The 17,211-nt window shown below is 70.7% G+C and carries 20 protein-coding genes and 2 pseudogenes; 16 read left to right on the top strand and 6 right to left on the bottom strand.

The window, feature by feature from the left end; all coding sequences use genetic code 11:
* Positions 1–4: 4 nt before the first annotated feature.
* Both ACFJGX_RS13005 and ACFJGX_RS13000 read right to left on the bottom strand, forming a co-directional pair.
* Complete coding sequence (locus ACFJGX_RS13005) at positions 5–475, bottom strand: response regulator (protein ID WP_382320826.1); 471 nt, start codon at positions 473–475, stop codon at positions 5–7.
* A 122-nt stretch (positions 476–597) separates the two neighbouring features.
* A pseudogene (locus ACFJGX_RS13000) lies at positions 598–1,017 on the bottom strand (outer membrane beta-barrel protein); the annotation flags it as partial.
* A 452-nt stretch (positions 1,018–1,469) separates the two neighbouring features.
* Here ACFJGX_RS13000 and ACFJGX_RS12995 point away from each other — a divergent pair.
* From ACFJGX_RS12995 to ACFJGX_RS12985, 3 genes are all read left to right on the top strand, one after another.
* Positions 1,470–3,116, top strand: coding sequence for a hypothetical protein (locus tag ACFJGX_RS12995; RefSeq protein ID WP_382328527.1), 1,647 nt, complete (start codon positions 1,470–1,472; stop codon positions 3,114–3,116).
* Positions 3,022–3,723 carry a response regulator gene (locus tag ACFJGX_RS12990; protein WP_382328525.1) on the top strand — a complete coding sequence of 234 codons (702 nt, stop codon included), beginning with the start codon at positions 3,022–3,024 and terminating at the stop codon, positions 3,721–3,723. The genes ACFJGX_RS12995 and ACFJGX_RS12990 overlap by 95 nt, the downstream gene beginning before the upstream one ends.
* 107 nt (positions 3,724–3,830) lie before the next feature.
* The gene (locus ACFJGX_RS12985; protein WP_382156442.1) at positions 3,831–4,289 is read left to right on the top strand and encodes a PA2169 family four-helix-bundle protein; all 459 of its coding nucleotides are present in this window, start codon (positions 3,831–3,833) and stop codon (positions 4,287–4,289) included.
* Between the two features lie 58 nt (positions 4,290–4,347).
* Here the strand turns inward: ACFJGX_RS12985 and ACFJGX_RS12980 are convergent, their stop codons facing one another.
* From ACFJGX_RS12980 to ACFJGX_RS12970, 3 genes are all read right to left on the bottom strand, one after another.
* The gene (locus ACFJGX_RS12980) at positions 4,348–4,626 is read right to left on the bottom strand and encodes a hypothetical protein (RefSeq protein WP_382320836.1); all 279 of its coding nucleotides are present in this window, start codon (positions 4,624–4,626) and stop codon (positions 4,348–4,350) included.
* 88 nt (positions 4,627–4,714) lie between these two features.
* A complete protein-coding gene (locus tag ACFJGX_RS12975) occupies positions 4,715–6,142 on the bottom strand; it encodes a sigma-54-dependent transcriptional regulator (protein WP_382328523.1) in 1,428 nt (475 codons plus the stop codon).
* 121 nt (positions 6,143–6,263) lie between these two features.
* Positions 6,264–6,470, bottom strand: coding sequence for a hypothetical protein (locus tag ACFJGX_RS12970; RefSeq protein WP_382320838.1), 207 nt, complete (start codon positions 6,468–6,470; stop codon positions 6,264–6,266).
* A gap of 135 nt (positions 6,471–6,605) precedes the next feature.
* Between ACFJGX_RS12970 and ACFJGX_RS12965 the strand changes: the two genes are divergently transcribed.
* The gene (locus ACFJGX_RS12965; RefSeq protein ID WP_382320840.1) at positions 6,606–6,815 is read left to right on the top strand and encodes a DUF6496 domain-containing protein; all 210 of its coding nucleotides are present in this window, start codon (positions 6,606–6,608) and stop codon (positions 6,813–6,815) included.
* Between the two features lie 17 nt (positions 6,816–6,832).
* On the opposite strand, the gene ACFJGX_RS12960 is transcribed toward ACFJGX_RS12965, so the two are convergent.
* A complete protein-coding gene (locus ACFJGX_RS12960; protein WP_382156432.1) occupies positions 6,833–7,087 on the bottom strand; it encodes a hypothetical protein in 255 nt (84 codons plus the stop codon).
* A gap of 146 nt (positions 7,088–7,233) precedes the next feature.
* Between ACFJGX_RS12960 and ACFJGX_RS12955 the strand changes: the two genes are divergently transcribed.
* The 12 genes and pseudogenes from ACFJGX_RS12955 (at position 7,234) to ACFJGX_RS12900 (ending at position 17,094) form a co-directional block, all read left to right on the top strand.
* Positions 7,234–7,599 carry a hypothetical protein gene (locus tag ACFJGX_RS12955; RefSeq protein ID WP_382320842.1) on the top strand — a complete coding sequence of 122 codons (366 nt, stop codon included), beginning with the start codon at positions 7,234–7,236 and terminating at the stop codon, positions 7,597–7,599.
* 53 nt (positions 7,600–7,652) lie between these two features.
* Positions 7,653–7,778 carry a hypothetical protein gene (locus ACFJGX_RS12950; protein WP_291115850.1) on the top strand — a complete coding sequence of 42 codons (126 nt, stop codon included), beginning with the start codon at positions 7,653–7,655 and terminating at the stop codon, positions 7,776–7,778.
* Positions 7,779–7,892: 114 nt separating this feature from the next.
* The gene (locus tag ACFJGX_RS12945) at positions 7,893–8,294 is read left to right on the top strand and encodes a GreA/GreB family elongation factor (RefSeq protein WP_291115847.1); all 402 of its coding nucleotides are present in this window, start codon (positions 7,893–7,895) and stop codon (positions 8,292–8,294) included.
* An 86-nt stretch (positions 8,295–8,380) separates the two neighbouring features.
* Entirely contained in the window at positions 8,381–9,250 is an 870-nt protein-coding gene (locus tag ACFJGX_RS12940; protein WP_382320844.1) for a universal stress protein, read from the top strand.
* Positions 9,251–9,258: 8 nt separating this feature from the next.
* Positions 9,259–10,131, top strand: a complete 873-nt coding sequence (locus tag ACFJGX_RS12935; protein ID WP_382320846.1) for a hypothetical protein — start codon at positions 9,259–9,261, stop codon at positions 10,129–10,131.
* Positions 10,132–10,178: 47 nt separating this feature from the next.
* Positions 10,179–11,303, top strand: coding sequence for an MBL fold metallo-hydrolase (locus ACFJGX_RS12930; protein WP_382328521.1), 1,125 nt, complete (start codon positions 10,179–10,181; stop codon positions 11,301–11,303).
* 4 nt (positions 11,304–11,307) lie between these two features.
* A complete protein-coding gene (locus ACFJGX_RS12925) occupies positions 11,308–12,096 on the top strand; it encodes an IclR family transcriptional regulator (RefSeq protein WP_382328519.1) in 789 nt (262 codons plus the stop codon).
* 139 nt (positions 12,097–12,235) lie between these two features.
* Positions 12,236–13,078: an alpha/beta fold hydrolase gene (locus ACFJGX_RS12920; protein WP_382328517.1), complete on the top strand. Its 843-nt coding sequence runs from the start codon at positions 12,236–12,238 to the stop codon at positions 13,076–13,078.
* Positions 13,079–13,080: 2 nt separating this feature from the next.
* Positions 13,081–14,472 (top strand): amidohydrolase family protein, encoded by a 1,392-nt coding sequence (locus tag ACFJGX_RS12915; protein ID WP_382328515.1) that lies wholly within the window; start codon positions 13,081–13,083, stop codon positions 14,470–14,472.
* The gene (locus ACFJGX_RS12910; RefSeq protein WP_382320855.1) at positions 14,469–15,428 is read left to right on the top strand and encodes a Bug family tripartite tricarboxylate transporter substrate binding protein; all 960 of its coding nucleotides are present in this window, start codon (positions 14,469–14,471) and stop codon (positions 15,426–15,428) included. Before ACFJGX_RS12915 ends, ACFJGX_RS12910 begins: the two co-directional genes overlap by 4 nt.
* 7 nt (positions 15,429–15,435) lie before the next feature.
* A pseudogene (locus tag ACFJGX_RS12905) lies at positions 15,436–16,145 on the top strand (fumarylacetoacetate hydrolase family protein).
* 34 nt (positions 16,146–16,179) lie between these two features.
* Complete coding sequence (locus ACFJGX_RS12900; protein ID WP_382320860.1) at positions 16,180–17,094, top strand: delta(1)-pyrroline-2-carboxylate reductase family protein; 915 nt, start codon at positions 16,180–16,182, stop codon at positions 17,092–17,094.
* The last annotated feature ends 117 nt before the right edge of the window (positions 17,095–17,211 follow it).

Genomic DNA, 17,211 nt, shown 5'->3' with positions numbered 1-17,211 from the left:
GCGGTCAGCCTTGCGGGGGCGTGGACGGCGACAGCGCCGCGCCTTCGTCCCGCCATTGGGCAAGGCTGCCCATGAGCGCGCCCAGCGGAATGGGCTTGGTGAAATACAGGTCGAACCCGGCGGCCATCGAGCGTGCCCGGTCGTCCTGCTGCGAGCGACCGGTCACGGCGACGATCATCATGCGCTGCTCCGGCAAGGCATCGCGCAGGCAGCGCGCCACCGTGTTGCCATCCATGCCGGGCATGCCGATGTCGAGAATGCAGACGTCGGGCCGCAGCCGCTGCGCCATCTCCAGGGCTTCGCGCCCGTCGTTGGCGATCTGCACGGTGTGGCCGTCCACCTCCATCAGCAGGGCCAGCGACTCGGCGGCGTCTCGGTTGTCGTCCGCGACCAGCAGCCGCAGGCCGCTGCCCGCAGGCGATGGATGGGGCTCGTACATGCTTGGCTCGCCCGCGCCGGTGGTCTGAAGAACCATTCTTTTTCCATGGGTTGTCGGATCAGGCCTACACAGGGCAAACGGCGCGCCCGGTTCGATTCCCCCAGGCAAAAAAAGGGATGCCGGGGCTCGGCATCCCGAAAAATGCGCCGAAACCGGCCTCAGAACCGGTGCATGTAGCCGATGCTGGTGGTGTCCACCTCGCGCTTGCCGATGCCCACGAAGCGCACGTCGTAGCGGTTCCACTCCAGCACGATGGAGGAGCGCGGGCTCAGGTCGAAGCCGATGCCCGCACCGTAGGAACCTTCCCACCCGCTGGCCTTGCCGGTGGCGATGCCCGAGCCCGGGCTGGCCGAGACCTCGCTGCGGCCATAGGTGGTGCCGACCTTGCCGAACAGGTGCACCACGCCCAGCGGCACGCGTCCCACCAGGCTCAGGTTGATGCCGTGTGCCTCGGCCTTGCCGCCGCCACGCTCCATGTCGCCCAGGTTCACGTAACCCAGTTCGGCACCGAAGTAGCGGTTGAACATCCCGCCGGTGTACAGGTGGTACGAGGTGCTGTTGTCCGAACAGGCGAAGCCCCCCCACGCAGCCCAGGTCGTAGTCGGGTTTGCCGACGTTGATGCCGACGTAGCCGTGCGAGGTGTACGGAATCACGGAGAAGTTGCCTTCGCCCGGTGCGTAGGCGCGCCGCTGCGCCGTGGTGTTGGTGGTGCCTGCCTGGGCCACCACCGTGGTGTCCAGAGGGGTGGGCGGCGTGCCCGACTGCGCGGAGACCGAGCACGCAACGGCCAGGCCGATCGCGGCCAGCGGCCACGCCTTGAGATGGTGAAGTGAGCGGTTCATGGGGAGTCCTGGTGGGTTGGAGAAACACTGCGCCTGAAAGGGAATGCAGCACTTCACCACGGCAAGCGGGATGCCAGGTGCCCGCAGGCGGACATCGAACCGCGGACGGGCACATGGATTGCCCTCATCCTCCAGGGCGCCATGAATGTGTGCAGTGACAGTGCGGCACCCTTGGGCCAGGCATCCGATGTTTTCCCTACTTCCTTCGAAGCGCGAACCGGGTGCCTTGTCGGCCCGAGGCTTCTCCATCCGGACGCGCCTGATCGCCCTGGTGCTGGCGGTGCTGCTGCCCGCGCTGTGCGCCGCCGCCTGGGTGCTGAGCCTCACCTACCGCATGGAACGCGAGAGCAGCGAACACGTGCTCGAAGAGACCACCCGCGCGCTGTCCATGGTGCTCGACCGCGAGTTGACCCAGCGGGCCGTCGTGGTGCGCGCGCTCGCGAGTTCCAGCCTGCTCGACACAGCACCCCAGCTGTCGCCCGCCGCCCTGCGCGATTTCGACCAGCAGGCGCGGCGCACGCTGACCGGGCTGGAAGGCTGGCTGGAGCTGCGCAGCGCGGACCAGGTGCTGGTCAACACCCGCCAGCCACCCGGCACCCGGCCGCGCGCGGGCCCCCGGCTTGCGCTGGTCGACCGCCCGATGATCCAGCCGCTGCGGCAGGACGCGGCGCTGGGCATTCAGTACGCCGCGCTGGTGCAGCCGGTGCTGCGCGAGGGCCAGGCGGTGCTCAACCTGTCGCTCACGATGCTGCCGAACGAGTTCCAGCGCATCATCGACGAACAGCGCCTCCCTGCGGGCTGGCTGGCGGCCATCATCGACAACCAGGGCCGCGTGGTCGCCCGCCATCCCGGCGGCGGCGTCCACATCGGGCGGCCGGCCACGGCGGACCTCAAGGCCCACCTGGACGCCGAACGCGAGGGCCTGATGCACTCGGTCTCGCTCGATGGCCGTCCCGTGACCCTGTACTTCCACACCTCGCCGCAAGGCTGGACCTACGTCACGGGCATGTCGCGCGAGCAGTTCGAGGGCACGGTCCCGCGCGCCGTGCTGCAGGTGGCCGCCGCCATGCTGGCGCTGCTGGTGGTCTCGCTCATCGCGGCGGCCTGGGTGGCGCGGCGCATCGTCCAACCCATCCACACCATCGAGCAGATGGCGCTGGACCTGCGCGAAGGCCGCCCCCTGCGGCGCACGCGCACCGGCCTGCTGGAGTGCGACCAGGTCGCGCTGGCGCTGCACGATGCGGGGCACGCCATCCGCCACGCGCGCATCGAGCTGGAACGCCAGGTGAGCGATGCGGTGGAACGCACCCGCAAGCTGGAGCAGCGGGCCTCGCACAACCACCGCGTGGAAGCCCTGGGCCGGCTCACCGGCGGCATCGCTCACGAGTTCAACAACCTGCTGGGCATCATCAGCAATTGCGCGCACCTGATGCGCCGCCTGGCCCCGGCCCCCGCCATCCAACCCGCGATCGACGCCACGCTGAGCGCGGTCGACACCGGCAGCCGCCTGACCCAGCACCTGCTGCGCTTTGCCGGCCGCCAGACCGTGCACCCGCGCGTGATGCAGCTCCAGACCTTCCTGCCCGAGACCGCCGAACTGCTGCGCACCCTGCTGGACCGCCGCGTCACGCTGACCACCGAGGTCGACGAAAACACGCCCGCCGTGCAGCTGGACCCGAGCGAGCTGGAGCTCTCGCTCATCAACCTGGCGCTGAACGCGCGCGAGGCCATTCCTGCCCATGCGCCACCTCTGGCTGCGCGCCGCTGCGGCCGAGCCCGACGATCTGGAGGGCCTGCCCAGCGGCAGCTATGTGCGCATCACCCTGCGCGATGACGGCCATGGCATGGACGACACCGTCGCCCACCGCGCCTTCGAGCCCTTTTTCTCCACCCGGGAACCGCACGAAGTCGCCGGGCTGGGCCTGAGCCAGGTGTATGGCTTCTGCTTGCAGGCCGGCGGCCGAGCGCGCCTGGAGAGCATGCCGGGCCTGGGCACCACGGTCACGCTGGTGCTGCCCGCCCACACCGGTGAGCCCGCCGACGCGCGCGCCGCCCTGCCGGTCTCGCCCGCCGCCATCGCCGGCACCCGCCTGCTGCTCGTCGAGGACAACGAGGCCCTGTGCGAGGCCACCGCCGCCGTGCTCCGCTCCTACGGCTGCGACGTGGTGTGCACCGCCAGCGCGGAGGACGCGCTGCGGCTGATCGACACCCCGCCGGGCTTCGATGTGGTGGTCACCGATGTGCTGATGCCCGGCAAGATGGACGGCGTCGCGCTCGCGAACCATTTGCGGCAAATCTTGCCGCAGCTGCCCGTGGTGCTGATCAGCGGCCACCACGGCGACACGTCGCCCCCGCCGGGCGTGCGCCTGCTGCGCAAACCCTGCCCGCCCGAGGTGCTGGCGGGCGCCATCGAAGCGGCCATCGCGCAGCGCCCCCTCTGACAAAGACCGCCCAACGGGTACGCCATGTGCCCATGAACAGACGTCGGATGGGTTGGGACTTCCAGTCCCCCGGTTCGGCGTCCTGTTCACAACTTCGAAGGAACGCCATGAAAGACACACGCACCATCAACACGCTCAACAACCTCATCGAGACCTGCAAGGACGGTGAGTACGGCTTCAAGGCCAGCGCGGACCACGCCGTGGACCCGCAGATCAAGTCCCTCTTCATGACCCGCGCGGAAGACTGCCGGCGCGCCGCCGCGGAACTGCAGACCATCGTGATGCAGCAAGGTGGCAAACCCGAAGACAGCGGCACCGCCACCGGTGCGGCCCACCGTGGCTGGGTGGCCGTCAAGGGCACCCTGGCCGGCTACACCGACCTGGCCATGCTCGAAGAGACCGAGCGCGGCGAAGACACCGCCCTGGCGCGCTACCGCTCCGCGCTGAAGGACGAGTTGCCCGCCGACATCCGCAGCGTGGTCGAGGCCCAGATGCAAGGCGTGCAGCGCAACCACGACCAGATCCGTGCGCTGCGCGACCAGCACAAGGCCGCCGCCACCCACTGACCTCCCCATCCTCCCCCTTGGCCCGCGCTTGCCGCGGGCTTTTTTTCGCGCGGCGGCCTCAACCGCCTTGGGGATGGCGCTCGGCCCACTCGGCGTCGCTGTGCCCATCGCCCACCGGGTCGGCGCTTTCGTCTTCGGGCGGGGCGGAGGGAACGGGGGTGGGCGCGGGCGGTGGCTGGGGAGCCCCGGGGGCGTTCGCACCGTCGGCCGTGGCATCCGCGCACAGCAGGGCACACGGGCGCGGTTCGGGCGGAGATTCGGCGCGCGAGGCCGGGCTGGCATCGGCCATTTCCAGCACACATGGCTTCTTCTCGCCTGCGGCGGTGACATGGGACATGGGGCACTCCTGTGGCGGCGGCGACCGGTGGGTCACCTCCTGCCCCCGCGCGGCAAGCGGCGTGCCTTGCGCAGCCCCCGAGCGCGCCCTAGGGCTGAGGCCCGTCGGCCGGGTCTTCGGCCGCGTACTGCTTGAGGCGGTTGTAGAGCGTCTTCAGGCTGATGCCCAGGGCCGCGGCGGTGCGCTCCTTCTGGCGGCCGTAGTGCTGCAGCGTCGCCAGGATCAGGGTCTGCTCGGCCTGCGCGAGCGAAATGCCCAGCGGCAGCACCACCGAACCTTCCGGGCGGCTGGCGCCCACCGTCGCCGGCGCGCTCGCCACGGCCGGCGCCGGCGCTGGCGCGACCGCGCCCACCGGCGGTTCGGAGGCGCTTGGCAGCCACTGCGCGCCGATCGCCTCGCCAGACGTCATCACGTAGGCGCGCTGCACCGCATTGCGCAGCTCGCGCACGTTGCCCGGCCAGGCATAGGCCGTGAGCCGATCCAGCGCTTCGGGCGAGAAGCTCTTCTCCTTGCCCTCCTGCTCGCCGATGAGCCGCAGGAAACGGTTCGCCAGCAAGGGCACATCGTCCAGGCGCTCGCGCAACGGCGGCAGGTCGATCGGGAACACGTTGAGGCGGTACATCAGGTCCGTGCGCAGGCGCCCGTCGGCCACGGCCTGCATGGGCTGGCGATTGGTCGCCGCGATGATGCGCACATCGGTTTCCTGGCTCTGGGTCGCGCCCACGCGCAGGAAGCGGCCGGTCTCGAGCACGCGCAGGAGCTTGACCTGCAGGTCCAGCGGCATCTCGGTGATCTCGTCGAGGAACAGCGTGCCGCCCGCCGCGCGCTCGAAGAAGCCCTGGTGCTGGCGGTCCGCGCCGGTGAAGCTGCCTTTCTCGTGACCGAAGATCTCGCTCTCGATCAGGTTGGGCGAGATGGCGCCGCAGTTGACGCCCAGAAAAGGCATCTTGCGCCGACGGCTGAGCTCGTGGATGGTCTGCGCCACCACCTCCTTGCCGGTGCCGCTCTCGCCCGTGATGAACACCGACACGCCGGTGCCCGCCACGCGGGTGATCTGCTCGTACACCTGCAGCATCGAGGGCGAGCGCCCCCACAGCTGGCCGAAATGGCCGGTGCTGGCGACCTTGGCGGTCAGGCCCGCCACCTCGGCCTTGAACACGGAAGGTTTGCTCACGCGCGAGAGCACGCCCTGCAATTGTTTGGGCGTGATCGGCTTGACGATGTAGTCCACCGCGCCCAGGCGCAGCGCGAGGATGGAGGTCTCCAGGCTGGCGTGCCCGGTGACCAGCACCACCTCGGAGTTGGCGAGCAGCTCGGGGTCAGCGAACAGGTCCATGCCGCTGCCATCGGGCAGGCGCAGGTCCAGCAGCACCAGATCGGGGGCCTGCAAGGCCAGCTGTTTGCGCGCATCGCGCAGCGTGTTCGCGGTGCGCACGGTCAGGCCCTGCATGGCGATCAGCTCGCCGAGCATCGCGGAAGCGTCAACGTCGTCGTCCACGATCAGGACATGGGTCATCTCTTGCGGTTCCTTGGTCTGCGCCCGCCCACGGGCGTGTTCGTGCATCGAAGCGGCGCCCATGATGCCACCGTTTGCCCGGCCCACACACGGCCGCGCGCCGGTTTCCGGGCCGGCCTTGTCAGTGCAAGGACACGATGGGCGTGGGCTGCCGCGGCGGGTCGCCCGCCGGGGGCGTCTGCTCGTCCGGCACCTCGGGTTCGCGGATGTCCGGCGGCAACTGCGTGGGCGTTTCAGGCGGCACGTCGGGCTGTCCCGGTGGCGGCGGGGGCGGCACCGGGGGCGTGGGCTTGGGCACGTCGGGCACATGAGCGTGAACCATGGTCATTCGGGGACTCCTGTCTGTGGGTGTCTGAAGAAAGAAGCCCCTGCATGGCAAGGCGTGTGCCTGTCTTGCCGCAAGAAGCATCGGGAACGCCGTTCGCCCCGGGCACACACCCCCTTCGTCAACCAGGAGTTCACCATGGCAAACACCTCCACCAAAAGCCGATCCGAAGCCATCACCGAGCGCAAGATGAAAAAGGTCATGCACGAGTTCAAGGAAGGGGAGCTGGAAAGCAGCTCTGGCGACAAGGTGCGCAGCCGCAAGCAGGCCATCGCCATCGGCCTGTCGGAAGCGCGCCAGGCAGGCGGCAAGGCGCCGCCCGCTCCGAAGGAGCGCCAGCGCCACTGAGGCAGGGCGAACCGGATCTACTGGGTGGTGCCGCCAGGCGCCGGTGTCGCGGGCGAAGCAGCCGGCGGTGCCGGGCTGGTCTCGGGCGTGGGCACCGCGGGTGCGCTCGGTGGCATGGGCGGGTTGGTGGTGCGGTCGCGATCGCGCTCCATCTCGCCCGTCGTGGGCGGTGGCACATCGGTGGGCCGCCGGTCGCAACCGGCCAACAGCATCAGCGAGGCGGCGGCGGCCGCCACGCCGAGCACCATGCGGGATGAAAGCAAAGGTTTCATGGTGATCTCCTGAAGGCGCACAGGACTTTCCTGCGCCTGAAATCGGGGCAAGTCGAGTGCCTGTGCGCCGGCCGCGCGTCAGCCGGCGGGCACATGCCTTGCCGCTGCCACCGGGTGGACACCTTCCACGCACCAGGAGATTCGAGATGAGCAAGCCCCGCGCAGATGCGCCCCACCGACCCTCCGGCGCGCCGCGACGCGACCCTTCGAACCCGGTGAGCCGCACGCCCGACGCCCCCGGCTCGACACCGGCCAAGGCAACCGACGACCACCTGGAGCTGCCGCACGAACGCGACCAGTCCACCGACAGCACGGCCAGCGCGCCGGACCCCGACATGCATCAGGCGCACCAGGACCTGCAGGACGGCCAGGTGGACACGGACATGCGCGCCACACCCGGCCTGGACGCGGGCCGGCGCGCCGGCTACGTGCCCGGCGCGGGCGGCAAGTCCCCGTCGCAGAAGGCGCCGCCCTCCTCGCCCACCGCCCCGCGCAAGGACCCGCGCCGCTGAAGAACAACCGCACAAGCCTTGCCAGAATGGGCGCCGCGCCTACAATACCCCCCATGGCATCCCGGTCCACCCTCACTTTCCACCTGCACACGCGCCTGCCCCTGATGGCAGGTTCGGCCGTGGCCGGTCGCAAGCTGATGGGCACGGCGGGACTGCGCCAGCCGGCCGCACATTCCTAAGCCCGGCGATACCCCCTCCTCCTTTTTGCGCAAACCATCTATCGCCGGGCCCCAGCCCAGCGCGATCGTGGCCGCTGCACATCCGCAGCATGGCCGCACCAGATGGAGTGCTCCATGCACAAGACCCTGACCGGTGAACGCCTGCTCACCGAACTCGATTTCACGCGCCTGAACAACCTGCGCGGCGGCAAGATGCCGCCCGAGCTGGCGGACACGCTGGACTCGCTGGACCTCGTGCCCTCGCGCGAGGTGCCGGCCAATGTCGTCACGATGTACTCGCAGGTCATCCTCGAAGACGTCGCCACGGGCAAGCGCCAGAAGCTCACGCTGTGCTACCCGGCCGATGCGGAGCCGCACCTGGGCTTCATCTCCGTGCTCTCGCCCGTCGGCGCCAGCCTGCTCGGCCAGCGCGTGGGCGCCATCGCGCGCTGGCGCACGCCCAACGGCGATGCCTGCGAGGCCGAGGTCGTCGAGCTGCTGTTCCAGCCCGAGGCCAGCGGCGACTACACCACGTAGTTCCCTCGCGCCCGCGCCGCGCCCCCTTCGTCACGCTCCCATCGGCCCACGCCATGGGGTTGGCCCCCGCACGTCCAGGATGTCCCATGACCTTCGATTCCATTCTCGCCCTCACCGACTTCACGACACAGTCCGAGCACGCACTGGATCGGGCCGCGCTCCTCGCCGGCCAACACAACACGCCCTTGCGGCTCATCCATTTCGCGGAAGAACCCCACCGCTTCTTCTCCGACCCGATCGCGCGCCTGTCGCAGCGCGCGCGCCAGCTGACCCGGCGCCATGGCATCCGGGCCGTGGCCCTGGAGCGCAACCCCGTGACGCTGGACGACGTCATGCAGGAATGCCGCAACGCCAGCCTGCTGGTGATGGGCCCCCTGTGGCAACGCAGCTGGAAAACCTTCTACCGCGGCACCACGCTCGACCAGTTCGTGCACGACAGCCCCTGCCCGGTGCTGGTGGTCAAGCAGGCGGCCGGGCGCACCTACGAGCAGGTGCTGGTGGCGGTGGACCTCACGCCGCGCTCGCGCGACCTGATCGCCTACGCGCGCCGCTTCGCCAGCCCCTCGGCGCTCCAGCTGTTCCACGCCATCGACACGATCGAGGAATCCAAGCTGCGCTCGGCCGACGTGTCCTTCGAGGCCATCCGCGCGAATCGCCTCGACTCGCGCCAGCACGCCAAGGAGCGGCTGATGCAGCTCACCCGCGCGCTGGGCATGGCCGGCAGCGCCATGGCCTTCGACGTGGGCAACGGCGACCCCGCGTACCAGACCGCCGTGCAGCAGCAGGCCACCCGCGCCGAACTGGTGGTGGTCGGCAAGCGCCGCGCCTCCGCGTTCGCGCGCTTTCTCACCGGCAGCGTGGCCCAGCGGCTGGCCAAATGGGCCGAGAGCGATGTGCTGGTGGTGCCCTTCGACGGCCTGGCCGAACCCGTGCCCGTGATGGCGAGCCAGGGATGACGCCGGCCATGGACCTCACCAAACAGTTCATCAAGACCAAACAACCCTGCGCCGACGGTTTCCGCTGGTTCCTGCGCCACCACGAGAACGGCAGCAACTACCAGGACCTGCTCGACGCCCTGGTGGAGGCCGGCCGCGTGAGCGACGCCTGCTGGCTGCTCTCGCAGTTCGGCCCCACCAACGCCGTGATGGAGGTGGACGCCGTGGCCGCCGAGGCCCTGGTGTTCGCGGGCTCGCTGGTGGTGCGCGGCAACATCGAGGTCGACACCCTGATCCGCACCGGGCGCGGCATCCAGGCCGGCGGCAGCATCGTGGTCGGCCAGTCGCTGGTCTCGGGCGACGACATCAAGGCCGGCGGCAGCGTGCGCAGCGACGGCTCGCTGGAGGCCACCGGGCACATCAAGGCCGCCTGGGGCATCGACGCGCGCGAGCAGTTGCGCTGCGGCGGCGACATCCGCGCGGCCTGGGACCTGTGGTGCGGCGGCCCGCTGCATGTGGCCGGCAACGCCCACGTGGGCCAGGACCTGATCACCCAGGGCCCGATCGAGTGCGGCAAGAGCCTGGTGGTGGGCGGCCGGCTCACGGCGCGCGACAGCATCCGCGCGGGCGACGGCATCCAGGCCGGCGGCACCATCGAATGCGCCATGCACCTGGAGGCCGGCTGGGGCATCAAGGCCGGCCGCTCCATCGTGGCCGAGGGCGCGATCCGCGCGGGCGAGAGCCTCAGCGCCCACGAGGTCATCCGCGCCGGCGCCGGCTACGGCGTGTTCGCCGGCCTGAACGTGCAGGTGGAGGCCTGGGAATGCAGCGCGCGCGTGTGCGCCTGCACCAAGCCCGCCAGCCTCATGAGCGGCTGGTGGGCCGGCGCGCGCGAAGTCTGAAACCCGGGGTGACAGCGCGCCGGGGGGCCTTCTGAAATAATCCCCCGATGCCCGAAGCCCCCACCTCCGACGGCCGCCCGGACGATCCGGCCACCGCCCCCGACACCCCCTACGCCCTGCAATACCCGTGTGGTGAGCCGCCCGCGCCCGGCCAGGTGCGCGAGGTCGCGCCCGGTGTGCTGTGGCTGCGCATGCCGCTGCCGTTCGCCCTCAACCACATCAACCTCTGGGCCGTGGCCGACGAGGACGAACAGGGCACGGGCTGGGCCGTCATCGACACCGGCACCAAGACGCCCGAAGCGCTGGCCGCCTGGCGCCAGCTGACCGCGCCCGAAGGCCCGCTGGCCGCCACGCCGCAGGGCGCGCGCATCACGCGCGTGTTCTGCACCCACATGCACCCGGACCACGTCGGCATGGCGGGCTGGCTCACGCGCAAGTTCCAGTGCCGGCTGTGGATGACCCGGCTCGAGTACCTCACCTGCCGCACGCTGGTGGCCGACACCGGGCGCGAAGCGCCGCAGGACGCCATCGACTTCTACCGCCAGATGGGCTGGAACGAAGAGGCGCTGGACATCTACCGCACCCGCTTCGGCGGCTACAGCAAGTACATGCACACGCTGCCCGACAGCTTCCGCCGCCTGAGCGATGGCGAAACCGTGCGCATCGGCGCGCACGGCTGGCGCGTCATCGTCGGCCGCGGCCACTCGCCCGAGCACGCCTGCCTGGTCAGCGACGACCTCGGCGTGCTGGTCTCGGGCGACCAGGTGCTGCCCCGCATCTCGTCCAACGTGAGCGTGTTCCCCACCGAACCCGATGCCGACCCGCTGGGCGACTGGATCGCCAGCATCGAGCACCTGCGCCGCACGCTGGGCGACGAACTGCTGGTGCTGCCCGCGCACGGCGAGCCCTTCCGCGGCCTGCACGCGCGGCTGGACCGCCTGGCGCAAGGCCACGAGCGCGGCCTGCAGCGCCTGCGCCGCAGCCTGGGCGAATCACCCAAGCGCACGGTGGACGTGTTCGGCGCGCTGTTCGCGCGCGCCATCGACAGCAACGGCGAACTGCTGGGCATCGCCGCCGGCGAAGGCGTGGCCCACCTCAACCACCTGCTCGCGCGCGACGAGGCCGTGCGCGAAACCGGTGCGGACGGGGTGTACCGCTACCGCATGAAATGACGCGATGAGCGACAAGAAGCCGGGGCAACCCCTGGTGACCGCGCTGCTGCGCGGGCTGGCGGTGCTGCGCTGCTTCGACCACGGGCGCGAACGCCTGGGCAGCAGCGAGATCGCGCGCATGACCGGCCTGCCGCAGCCCACCGTGTGGCGCCTGTGCAAGACGCTGGAGCACGGCGGCTACCTCACGGCCGACCAGGAAGGCGCCCGCTTCCGGCCCGGCCTGGCAGTCCTCACCCTGGGCTACTCCGCGCTCGACACGCTCGAACTGGCCGAACTCGCGCGCCCCATGCTGGAGGAAATCGCCGCGCGCTTCAACGCCGCGGCCAGCCTCTCCACGCGCGAGGGCACCTCGATGCTCTACGTGCAGCGCACGGAGTCGCCGCAGGCCTTCCTCAAGCTCAACGTGCGCGCCGGTTCGCAGGTGCCCATCATCAGCTCGGGCACCGGCTGGGGCTACCTCGCCGGCCTGCAGCCGGAGCAGCGCAAGCAGGTGATGCAGGAATGCCGCAAGGCCGACCCCGCGCTGCACCGCCGCGTGGAGAAGCAGGCGCTCGCCGCCATCGCGGAATACCCCAGGCAGGGCTACGTCACCAACGTCGACGTGTTCTTCCCCGGCCTGACCACCGTGTCCATCCCGCTCTCCTCGCCGGCCAGCACCACGCCCTTCGTGCTGATCTGCACCTCGGCCACCCCGGTGTTCGCCGACCTCTCGGTGCGCGCCGAGGCCGGGCAGGCCCTGATGCAGGCCGCGCAGCAGCTGCGCCCGGTGATCGAGCGGCTCGAGCGCGAGTGATCCGCCCGGCCCCGGCAGCGCGCCGGCGGCTATTCATTCAACTTCCGTACATGCCCTAGTCACGGGCGCCGACACCCGCGACAGAATGGCGCTCATTGAATGAATATGTAATTCACTCAATGAATAAAAGGAGTTTTGAATGATCAGCTATCCGATGGCCGTTGGGGCCGTCACCACCCGCGTTCTCGAGGCCGGCGGCGGCGACCAGGTCGTGGTGCTCGTGCATGGCACCGGCGGCCGCGCCGACCGCTGGGTGCGCAACGTCGACGCGCTCGCCGCCGCCGGTTTCCACGTCTACGCCATGGACCTGCCCGGCCATGGTTTTGCCTCCAAGGGGCCGGGCGTCGCGTGCTCCGTGCCGGCGTACCGCGCCTTCCTGGCCGCTTTCATCGACGCCATCGGCGCGGCGAAACCCGTCATCGTGGGCACCTCGCTCGGCGGGCACGTGGTCGCGTCCTACGCCTGCGAACAGCCCGAGCGCGTGCGCGCCATCGCCCTGGTGGGCAGCATGGGCCTGGTGCCCATCGGCGACGAGGCGCGCGGCCGCATCCAGGCCGGCGCCAACAACCAGACCCGCGACGGCGTGCGCACCAAGATGCAGCGCGTGATCTTCGACCCGGCGCTCGTCACGCCCGAGATGCTCGAAGAGGAATGGCGCATCAACAACTCGCCCGGCGCGCTCGAATCGTTCGCCACGCTCGGCCAGTACATCGCCACCGACCTGGACAAGGAAGTCGTGGGCGAGCAGCTCGCGCGCGCCCCATTCCCCGTGCTGCTGGTCTGGGGTGAGCAGGACAAGACCGTGCCCCCGGCCGTGGGCGAGAAGGTGCGGGCCCTGCTGCCCCACAGCCGCCTGGCCCTGCTGGCCGACGCCGCGCACACCGCCTACTACGAACGCGCGGACGACTTCAACGCCGTGCTGGTCGACTTCCTCGCCGAGCGCGCGGGCCAGACCCCACGCGACGGCGTGCGCTGGAGCTGATGGTGGCGCGGCACTACCTGGTGGGCGGCACCCTGATCGACGGCACGGGCGCCGCGCCGCGCCCGCTGCACTGGCTGGCGATGGAGGGCGATCGCATCGCCCACATCGAAGCCGGCGAAGGCCCCGGCGCCCCGCTGCCCCCCGACGCCGAGGTGGTCGAGAACGCGGCCGGCAAGACCGTGATGCCCGGCCTGGTCGACGCGCACTGCCACATCAGCTACGGCGTGGCGCGCGGCATCGAGGAGCAGGACCTGTTCGCCTCGGCGGAGTACCGCGCGATCCGTGGCGTGTACCACGCGCGCACGGTGCTGCAATCGGGCGTCACCTCGTTCAGCGATCCCGGCGGCAGCTGGTTCGTGGCGGTCGCGGTGCGCAACGCGATCAAGGCGGGCCTGTTCCCCGGGCCGCGCATCTCGGCCGCCGCGCGCTACCTCAGCACACACGCGGCGCTGACCGACTACTTCCCCTCGTGGGTGGGCACGCCGCGCTCCGGCGTGGGCGCCCTCACCGAAGGCGAAAGCCAGATGGTCAACGAGGTGCGCGACCAGGTGAAGAACGGCGTGGACTTCATCAAGATCGCGGCCAGTGGCGAGTCGTCCATCCTCACGCCAGGGGGTGGCAGCGTGCCGGCGTTCAACGCCGCCGAGCTCAAGGTGATCGTGCAGGAGGCCCATCGCCTGGGCCGCCGCGTGACCGCCCACGCCCGCAGCGGGCAATCGGTGATGGACTGCGTGGACGCCGGCATCGACTGGATCATGCACGCCGACTTCATGAACCCGCAGCAGGCCGACCGCCTGGCCGAGAGCGGCATCCCCTGCTGCCCGGCCCTCACCTTCACCGCCAACGTGGCCGACTGGGGCCACATCGCCGGCTGCTCGCAGGCGCGCATCGACCGCTTCAAGCGCGACCTCGAGAAGGCCGTCACCAACCTCACCTACGCGCACCGCAACGGCGTGACCATGATGTGCGGCACGGACAGCGGCTTTGCCGTCACGCCGTACGGCGAATGGCATGCGCGCGAGCTCGAGCTGTTCGTGACCCTGCTGGGCATGAGCCCGCTGGAGGCGATCACCTGCGGCACGCGCAACGCGTCCATCACCGTGGACGGCGAAAACACCGGCACGCTGCAGACCGGCAAGTTCGCCGACCTGCTGGTGGTCGACGGCGACCCCCTGGCCGACATCCGCATCCTGCAGGACCGCAGCAAGCTCTCGGCCATCTACCTTGGCGGGCAGGCGGTGGACCGCACGCCCCAGCCCCCGATGCAGCGCTGGCCCTGGGAACGCAGCCTGCAGATCTCGGAGCGCGAGCTGTACCAGCACACGGTGCGCCACCGCGCTCGCCGCCGCCTGACCTCTCACCGACCCACGACACCACAGGAGACAACACCATGAAACTGCCCTTGTCCCGCCGGCACTTCGTCGCGCTGGCCGCCGCGGCCCTCACCTGCACCGCGCAGGCCGCCGACCCCATCACCATCATCGTGCCCTACCCCCCGGGCGGCCTGTCGGACACGCTGGCCCGCCTCACCGGCAAGGTGATGGGACAGAACATGGGCGTGCCCGTGATCGTCGAGAACCGGCCCGGCGCCAACGGCGTGCTGGGCCTGCAGGGCATCGCGCGCGCCAAGCCCGACGGCTCGGTCATCGGCATGGTGCCCGCCAGCGTGATGACGGTGAACCCCGCGCTGTACAAGAACATGAACGTCGACACCGTGCGCGACATCACGCCGCTCACCCTGGCCATCACCCTGCCCAACGTGCTGGTGGTCAACCCCTCGGTGCCGGCGCAGAACATGCAGGAACTGATCACCTACCTCAAGGGGGCGGGCAACAAGGTGTCGTATGGCTCCATGGGCACCGGTTCGAGCGCGCACCTCAACGGCGAGCTGCTCTCGCGCTCGGCGCAGCTGCAGATCATGCACATCCCCTACAAGGGCAGCGCGCCCGCCATGCAGGACCTCGTGGCCGGCAACATCCAGATGGCGTTCGAGAACCTGCCCGTGGCCCTGCCCATGATCCAGTCCGGCAAGCTGCGCGCCCTGGGCGTGACCAGCACCAGCAGCTCCTCGCAGGCGCCCGACATCCCGCCCATCGGCAAGACCATTCCGGGTTTCGAGGACAACATCTGGTTCGGCTTCATCGCGCCCGCCGGCCTGCCCCCCGCCACCGAGAAACGCCTGAACGAAGAACTCATCAAGGCCATCCGCTCCGACGAGGTGAGCAAGGCCATGGTGGGCCGGGGCGCGGCCATCACCACGAGCACGCCCGACGAGATGCGCAAGGTGATCGCGGCCGACCGCGAGAAATGGGGCGCCCTCGTGCGCGAACGCAACATCGTGGTGGAGTGAACAACCGATGACCCGATACGCCTTCGAACCCGCACCCGCCACCTCGGTCGGCGGATCCAGGGGCGCGCCGAGCGCTTTCCGGTGCGCCGCGTGTACTGCGTCGGCCGCAACTACGAAGCCCATGTGCGCGAGATGGGCCACGACCCCGACCGCTCGCCACCGATCTTCTTCTGCAAGCCGGCGGACGCGGTGGTCGAGGTCGCCGACGGCGAGGAAGGCCGCTTCCCCTACCCCGGCGAAACCAGCAACTGCCACCATGAGATCGAACTCGTGGTCGCCATCGGCGAGGGCGGGCGCGACATCCCGCAGGACCAGGCGCGCCGCCACATCTTCGGCTACGCCATCGGCCTGGACATGACGCGCCGCGACCTGCAGCGCGCCGCCGCCAAGGCCGGCCAGCCGTGGGAGACCGGCAAGGCCTTCGACGCCTCGGCGCCCATGGGCCCCATCCACGCCGTGCAGGACACCGGCTACCTCGACACCGGCGCGCTCTCGCTGCACGTCAACGGCGAAACGCGCCAGCAGGCCGACCTCTCGCAACTGATCTGGAACGTCGACGAGACCATCGCGACGCTCTCGCGCCTGTTCGAGCTTCAGCCCGGCGACCTGATCTTCTCGGGCACGCCCGAGGGCGTGGGCGTGGGCGAGGTGCGGCGCGGCGACGTGATGAGCGGGCGCTTCGACGGCCTGGGCGAACTGCGCGTGCGGGTGATCTGAACCGGGGGACGTCGGATCCCCGATGATGTGGGGCATGACGTCCTCCCTGAACCCCAGCGCCACCGCCGCCGCGCTGCCCTACCCCGAGCTGGCCGACGAGATCGAGGCGCTGCTGAGCGACCCCACGGTGGCGGTCCCCGCGCGCATCGTGCAGGCCCTGCCCGGTGGCGGCACCCTGTTCGCGATGCCCGCCGTCGACGCGCGCGTGGCCATCACCAAACTCATCACCCTGATCCCGGACAACGCCGCGCGCGGCCTGCCCAGCATCCAGGGCGACATCGTGGTGTTCGATGTCGCCACCGGCCAGCGCACCGCCCTGCTCGACGGCCCCACCGTGACCTCGCGCCGCACCGCCGCCGTGTCGCTGCTGGGCGCGCGCCTGCTCGCGCCCAGCAGCGACGGCCCGCTGCTCATCGTCGGCGCGGGCGTGCAGGGCCGCGCGCACCTGGAAGCCTTTGCCGCCGGCCTGGGCGTGCGCGAGGTGCGCATTGCCTCGCGCAATCCGGCCAGCGCCGACGCGCTGGTGGCCCACGCGCGCACGCTGGGCCTGGACGCGCGCCGCGTGGACGATGCCGACGCCGCGCTGGCCGAGTGCCCGCTGGTGGTGAGCACCACGCCGGCCCGGCAGGTGGCGCTGCGCGGCACGCCGCGCGACGACGCCTTCGTGAGCGCCGTGGGCGCCTACACGCCGCAGATGGTGGAGTGGGCGCCCGAGGTCTGCCGCGACCTCGCCGCGCGCGGCACGCTGGTGGTGGACACGCGCGACGCCGACCACGAGGCCGGCGACCTGCTGCAGGCCGGCATCGATGTCACCGCCGTGCCCACCCTGGCCGACTGGCTCGCATCGCCCCGGCCGGTGCGCGGCCCGGTGTTCTTCAAGAACTGCGGCTGGGGCGGCTGGGACCTGGCGGCGGCCCGCCTGGTGAGCCGCCGGCAGCAGGCCCGCTGAGCGGGGCGCGCGGCGGCGGCACCGGCGCGTCCAGCGCCGCGCCCGGGTCTTCCTCGCCAGCCACCGAGGACAGCAGCTCGCTGGCATCGGCCTTCCTGCCGTCGGACGGCGGCGGGG

This window comes from Hydrogenophaga sp. UC242_50 (genome assembly GCF_042697355.1).
Classification (GTDB): Bacteria; Pseudomonadota; Gammaproteobacteria; order Burkholderiales; family Burkholderiaceae_C; genus Hydrogenophaga.
The sequence above is the reverse complement of the archived record's forward strand: the minus strand, read 5'-3'. Positions and strand labels throughout refer to the sequence as shown.

Excerpts from the sequence above, each read along its gene's own strand:
- ACFJGX_RS13005 (WP_382320826.1), bottom strand. The coding sequence starts at position 475 with ATGGTTCTTCAGACCACCGGCGCGGGCGAGCCAAGCATGTACGAGCCC.
- ACFJGX_RS12995 (WP_382328527.1), top strand. The coding sequence starts at position 1,470 with ATGTTTTCCCTACTTCCTTCGAAGCGCGAACCGGGTGCCTTGTCGGCC.
- ACFJGX_RS12990 (WP_382328525.1), top strand. The coding sequence starts at position 3,022 with ATGCGCCACCTCTGGCTGCGCGCCGCTGCGGCCGAGCCCGACGATCTG.
- ACFJGX_RS12985 (WP_382156442.1), top strand. The coding sequence starts at position 3,831 with ATGAAAGACACACGCACCATCAACACGCTCAACAACCTCATCGAGACC.
- ACFJGX_RS12980 (WP_382320836.1), bottom strand. The coding sequence starts at position 4,626 with ATGTCCCATGTCACCGCCGCAGGCGAGAAGAAGCCATGTGTGCTGGAA.
- ACFJGX_RS12975 (WP_382328523.1), bottom strand. The coding sequence starts at position 6,142 with ATGACCCATGTCCTGATCGTGGACGACGACGTTGACGCTTCCGCGATG.
- ACFJGX_RS12970 (WP_382320838.1), bottom strand. The coding sequence starts at position 6,470 with ATGACCATGGTTCACGCTCATGTGCCCGACGTGCCCAAGCCCACGCCC.
- ACFJGX_RS12965 (WP_382320840.1), top strand. The coding sequence starts at position 6,606 with ATGGCAAACACCTCCACCAAAAGCCGATCCGAAGCCATCACCGAGCGC.
- ACFJGX_RS12960 (WP_382156432.1), bottom strand. The coding sequence starts at position 7,087 with ATGAAACCTTTGCTTTCATCCCGCATGGTGCTCGGCGTGGCGGCCGCC.
- ACFJGX_RS12955 (WP_382320842.1), top strand. The coding sequence starts at position 7,234 with ATGAGCAAGCCCCGCGCAGATGCGCCCCACCGACCCTCCGGCGCGCCG.
- ACFJGX_RS12950 (WP_291115850.1), top strand. The coding sequence starts at position 7,653 with ATGGCATCCCGGTCCACCCTCACTTTCCACCTGCACACGCGCCTGCCC.
- ACFJGX_RS12945 (WP_291115847.1), top strand. The coding sequence starts at position 7,893 with ATGCACAAGACCCTGACCGGTGAACGCCTGCTCACCGAACTCGATTTC.
- ACFJGX_RS12940 (WP_382320844.1), top strand. The coding sequence starts at position 8,381 with ATGACCTTCGATTCCATTCTCGCCCTCACCGACTTCACGACACAGTCC.
- ACFJGX_RS12935 (WP_382320846.1), top strand. The coding sequence starts at position 9,259 with ATGGACCTCACCAAACAGTTCATCAAGACCAAACAACCCTGCGCCGAC.
- ACFJGX_RS12930 (WP_382328521.1), top strand. The coding sequence starts at position 10,179 with ATGCCCGAAGCCCCCACCTCCGACGGCCGCCCGGACGATCCGGCCACC.
- ACFJGX_RS12925 (WP_382328519.1), top strand. The coding sequence starts at position 11,308 with ATGAGCGACAAGAAGCCGGGGCAACCCCTGGTGACCGCGCTGCTGCGC.
- ACFJGX_RS12920 (WP_382328517.1), top strand. The coding sequence starts at position 12,236 with ATGATCAGCTATCCGATGGCCGTTGGGGCCGTCACCACCCGCGTTCTC.
- ACFJGX_RS12910 (WP_382320855.1), top strand. The coding sequence starts at position 14,469 with ATGAAACTGCCCTTGTCCCGCCGGCACTTCGTCGCGCTGGCCGCCGCG.
- ACFJGX_RS12900 (WP_382320860.1), top strand. The coding sequence starts at position 16,180 with ATGACGTCCTCCCTGAACCCCAGCGCCACCGCCGCCGCGCTGCCCTAC.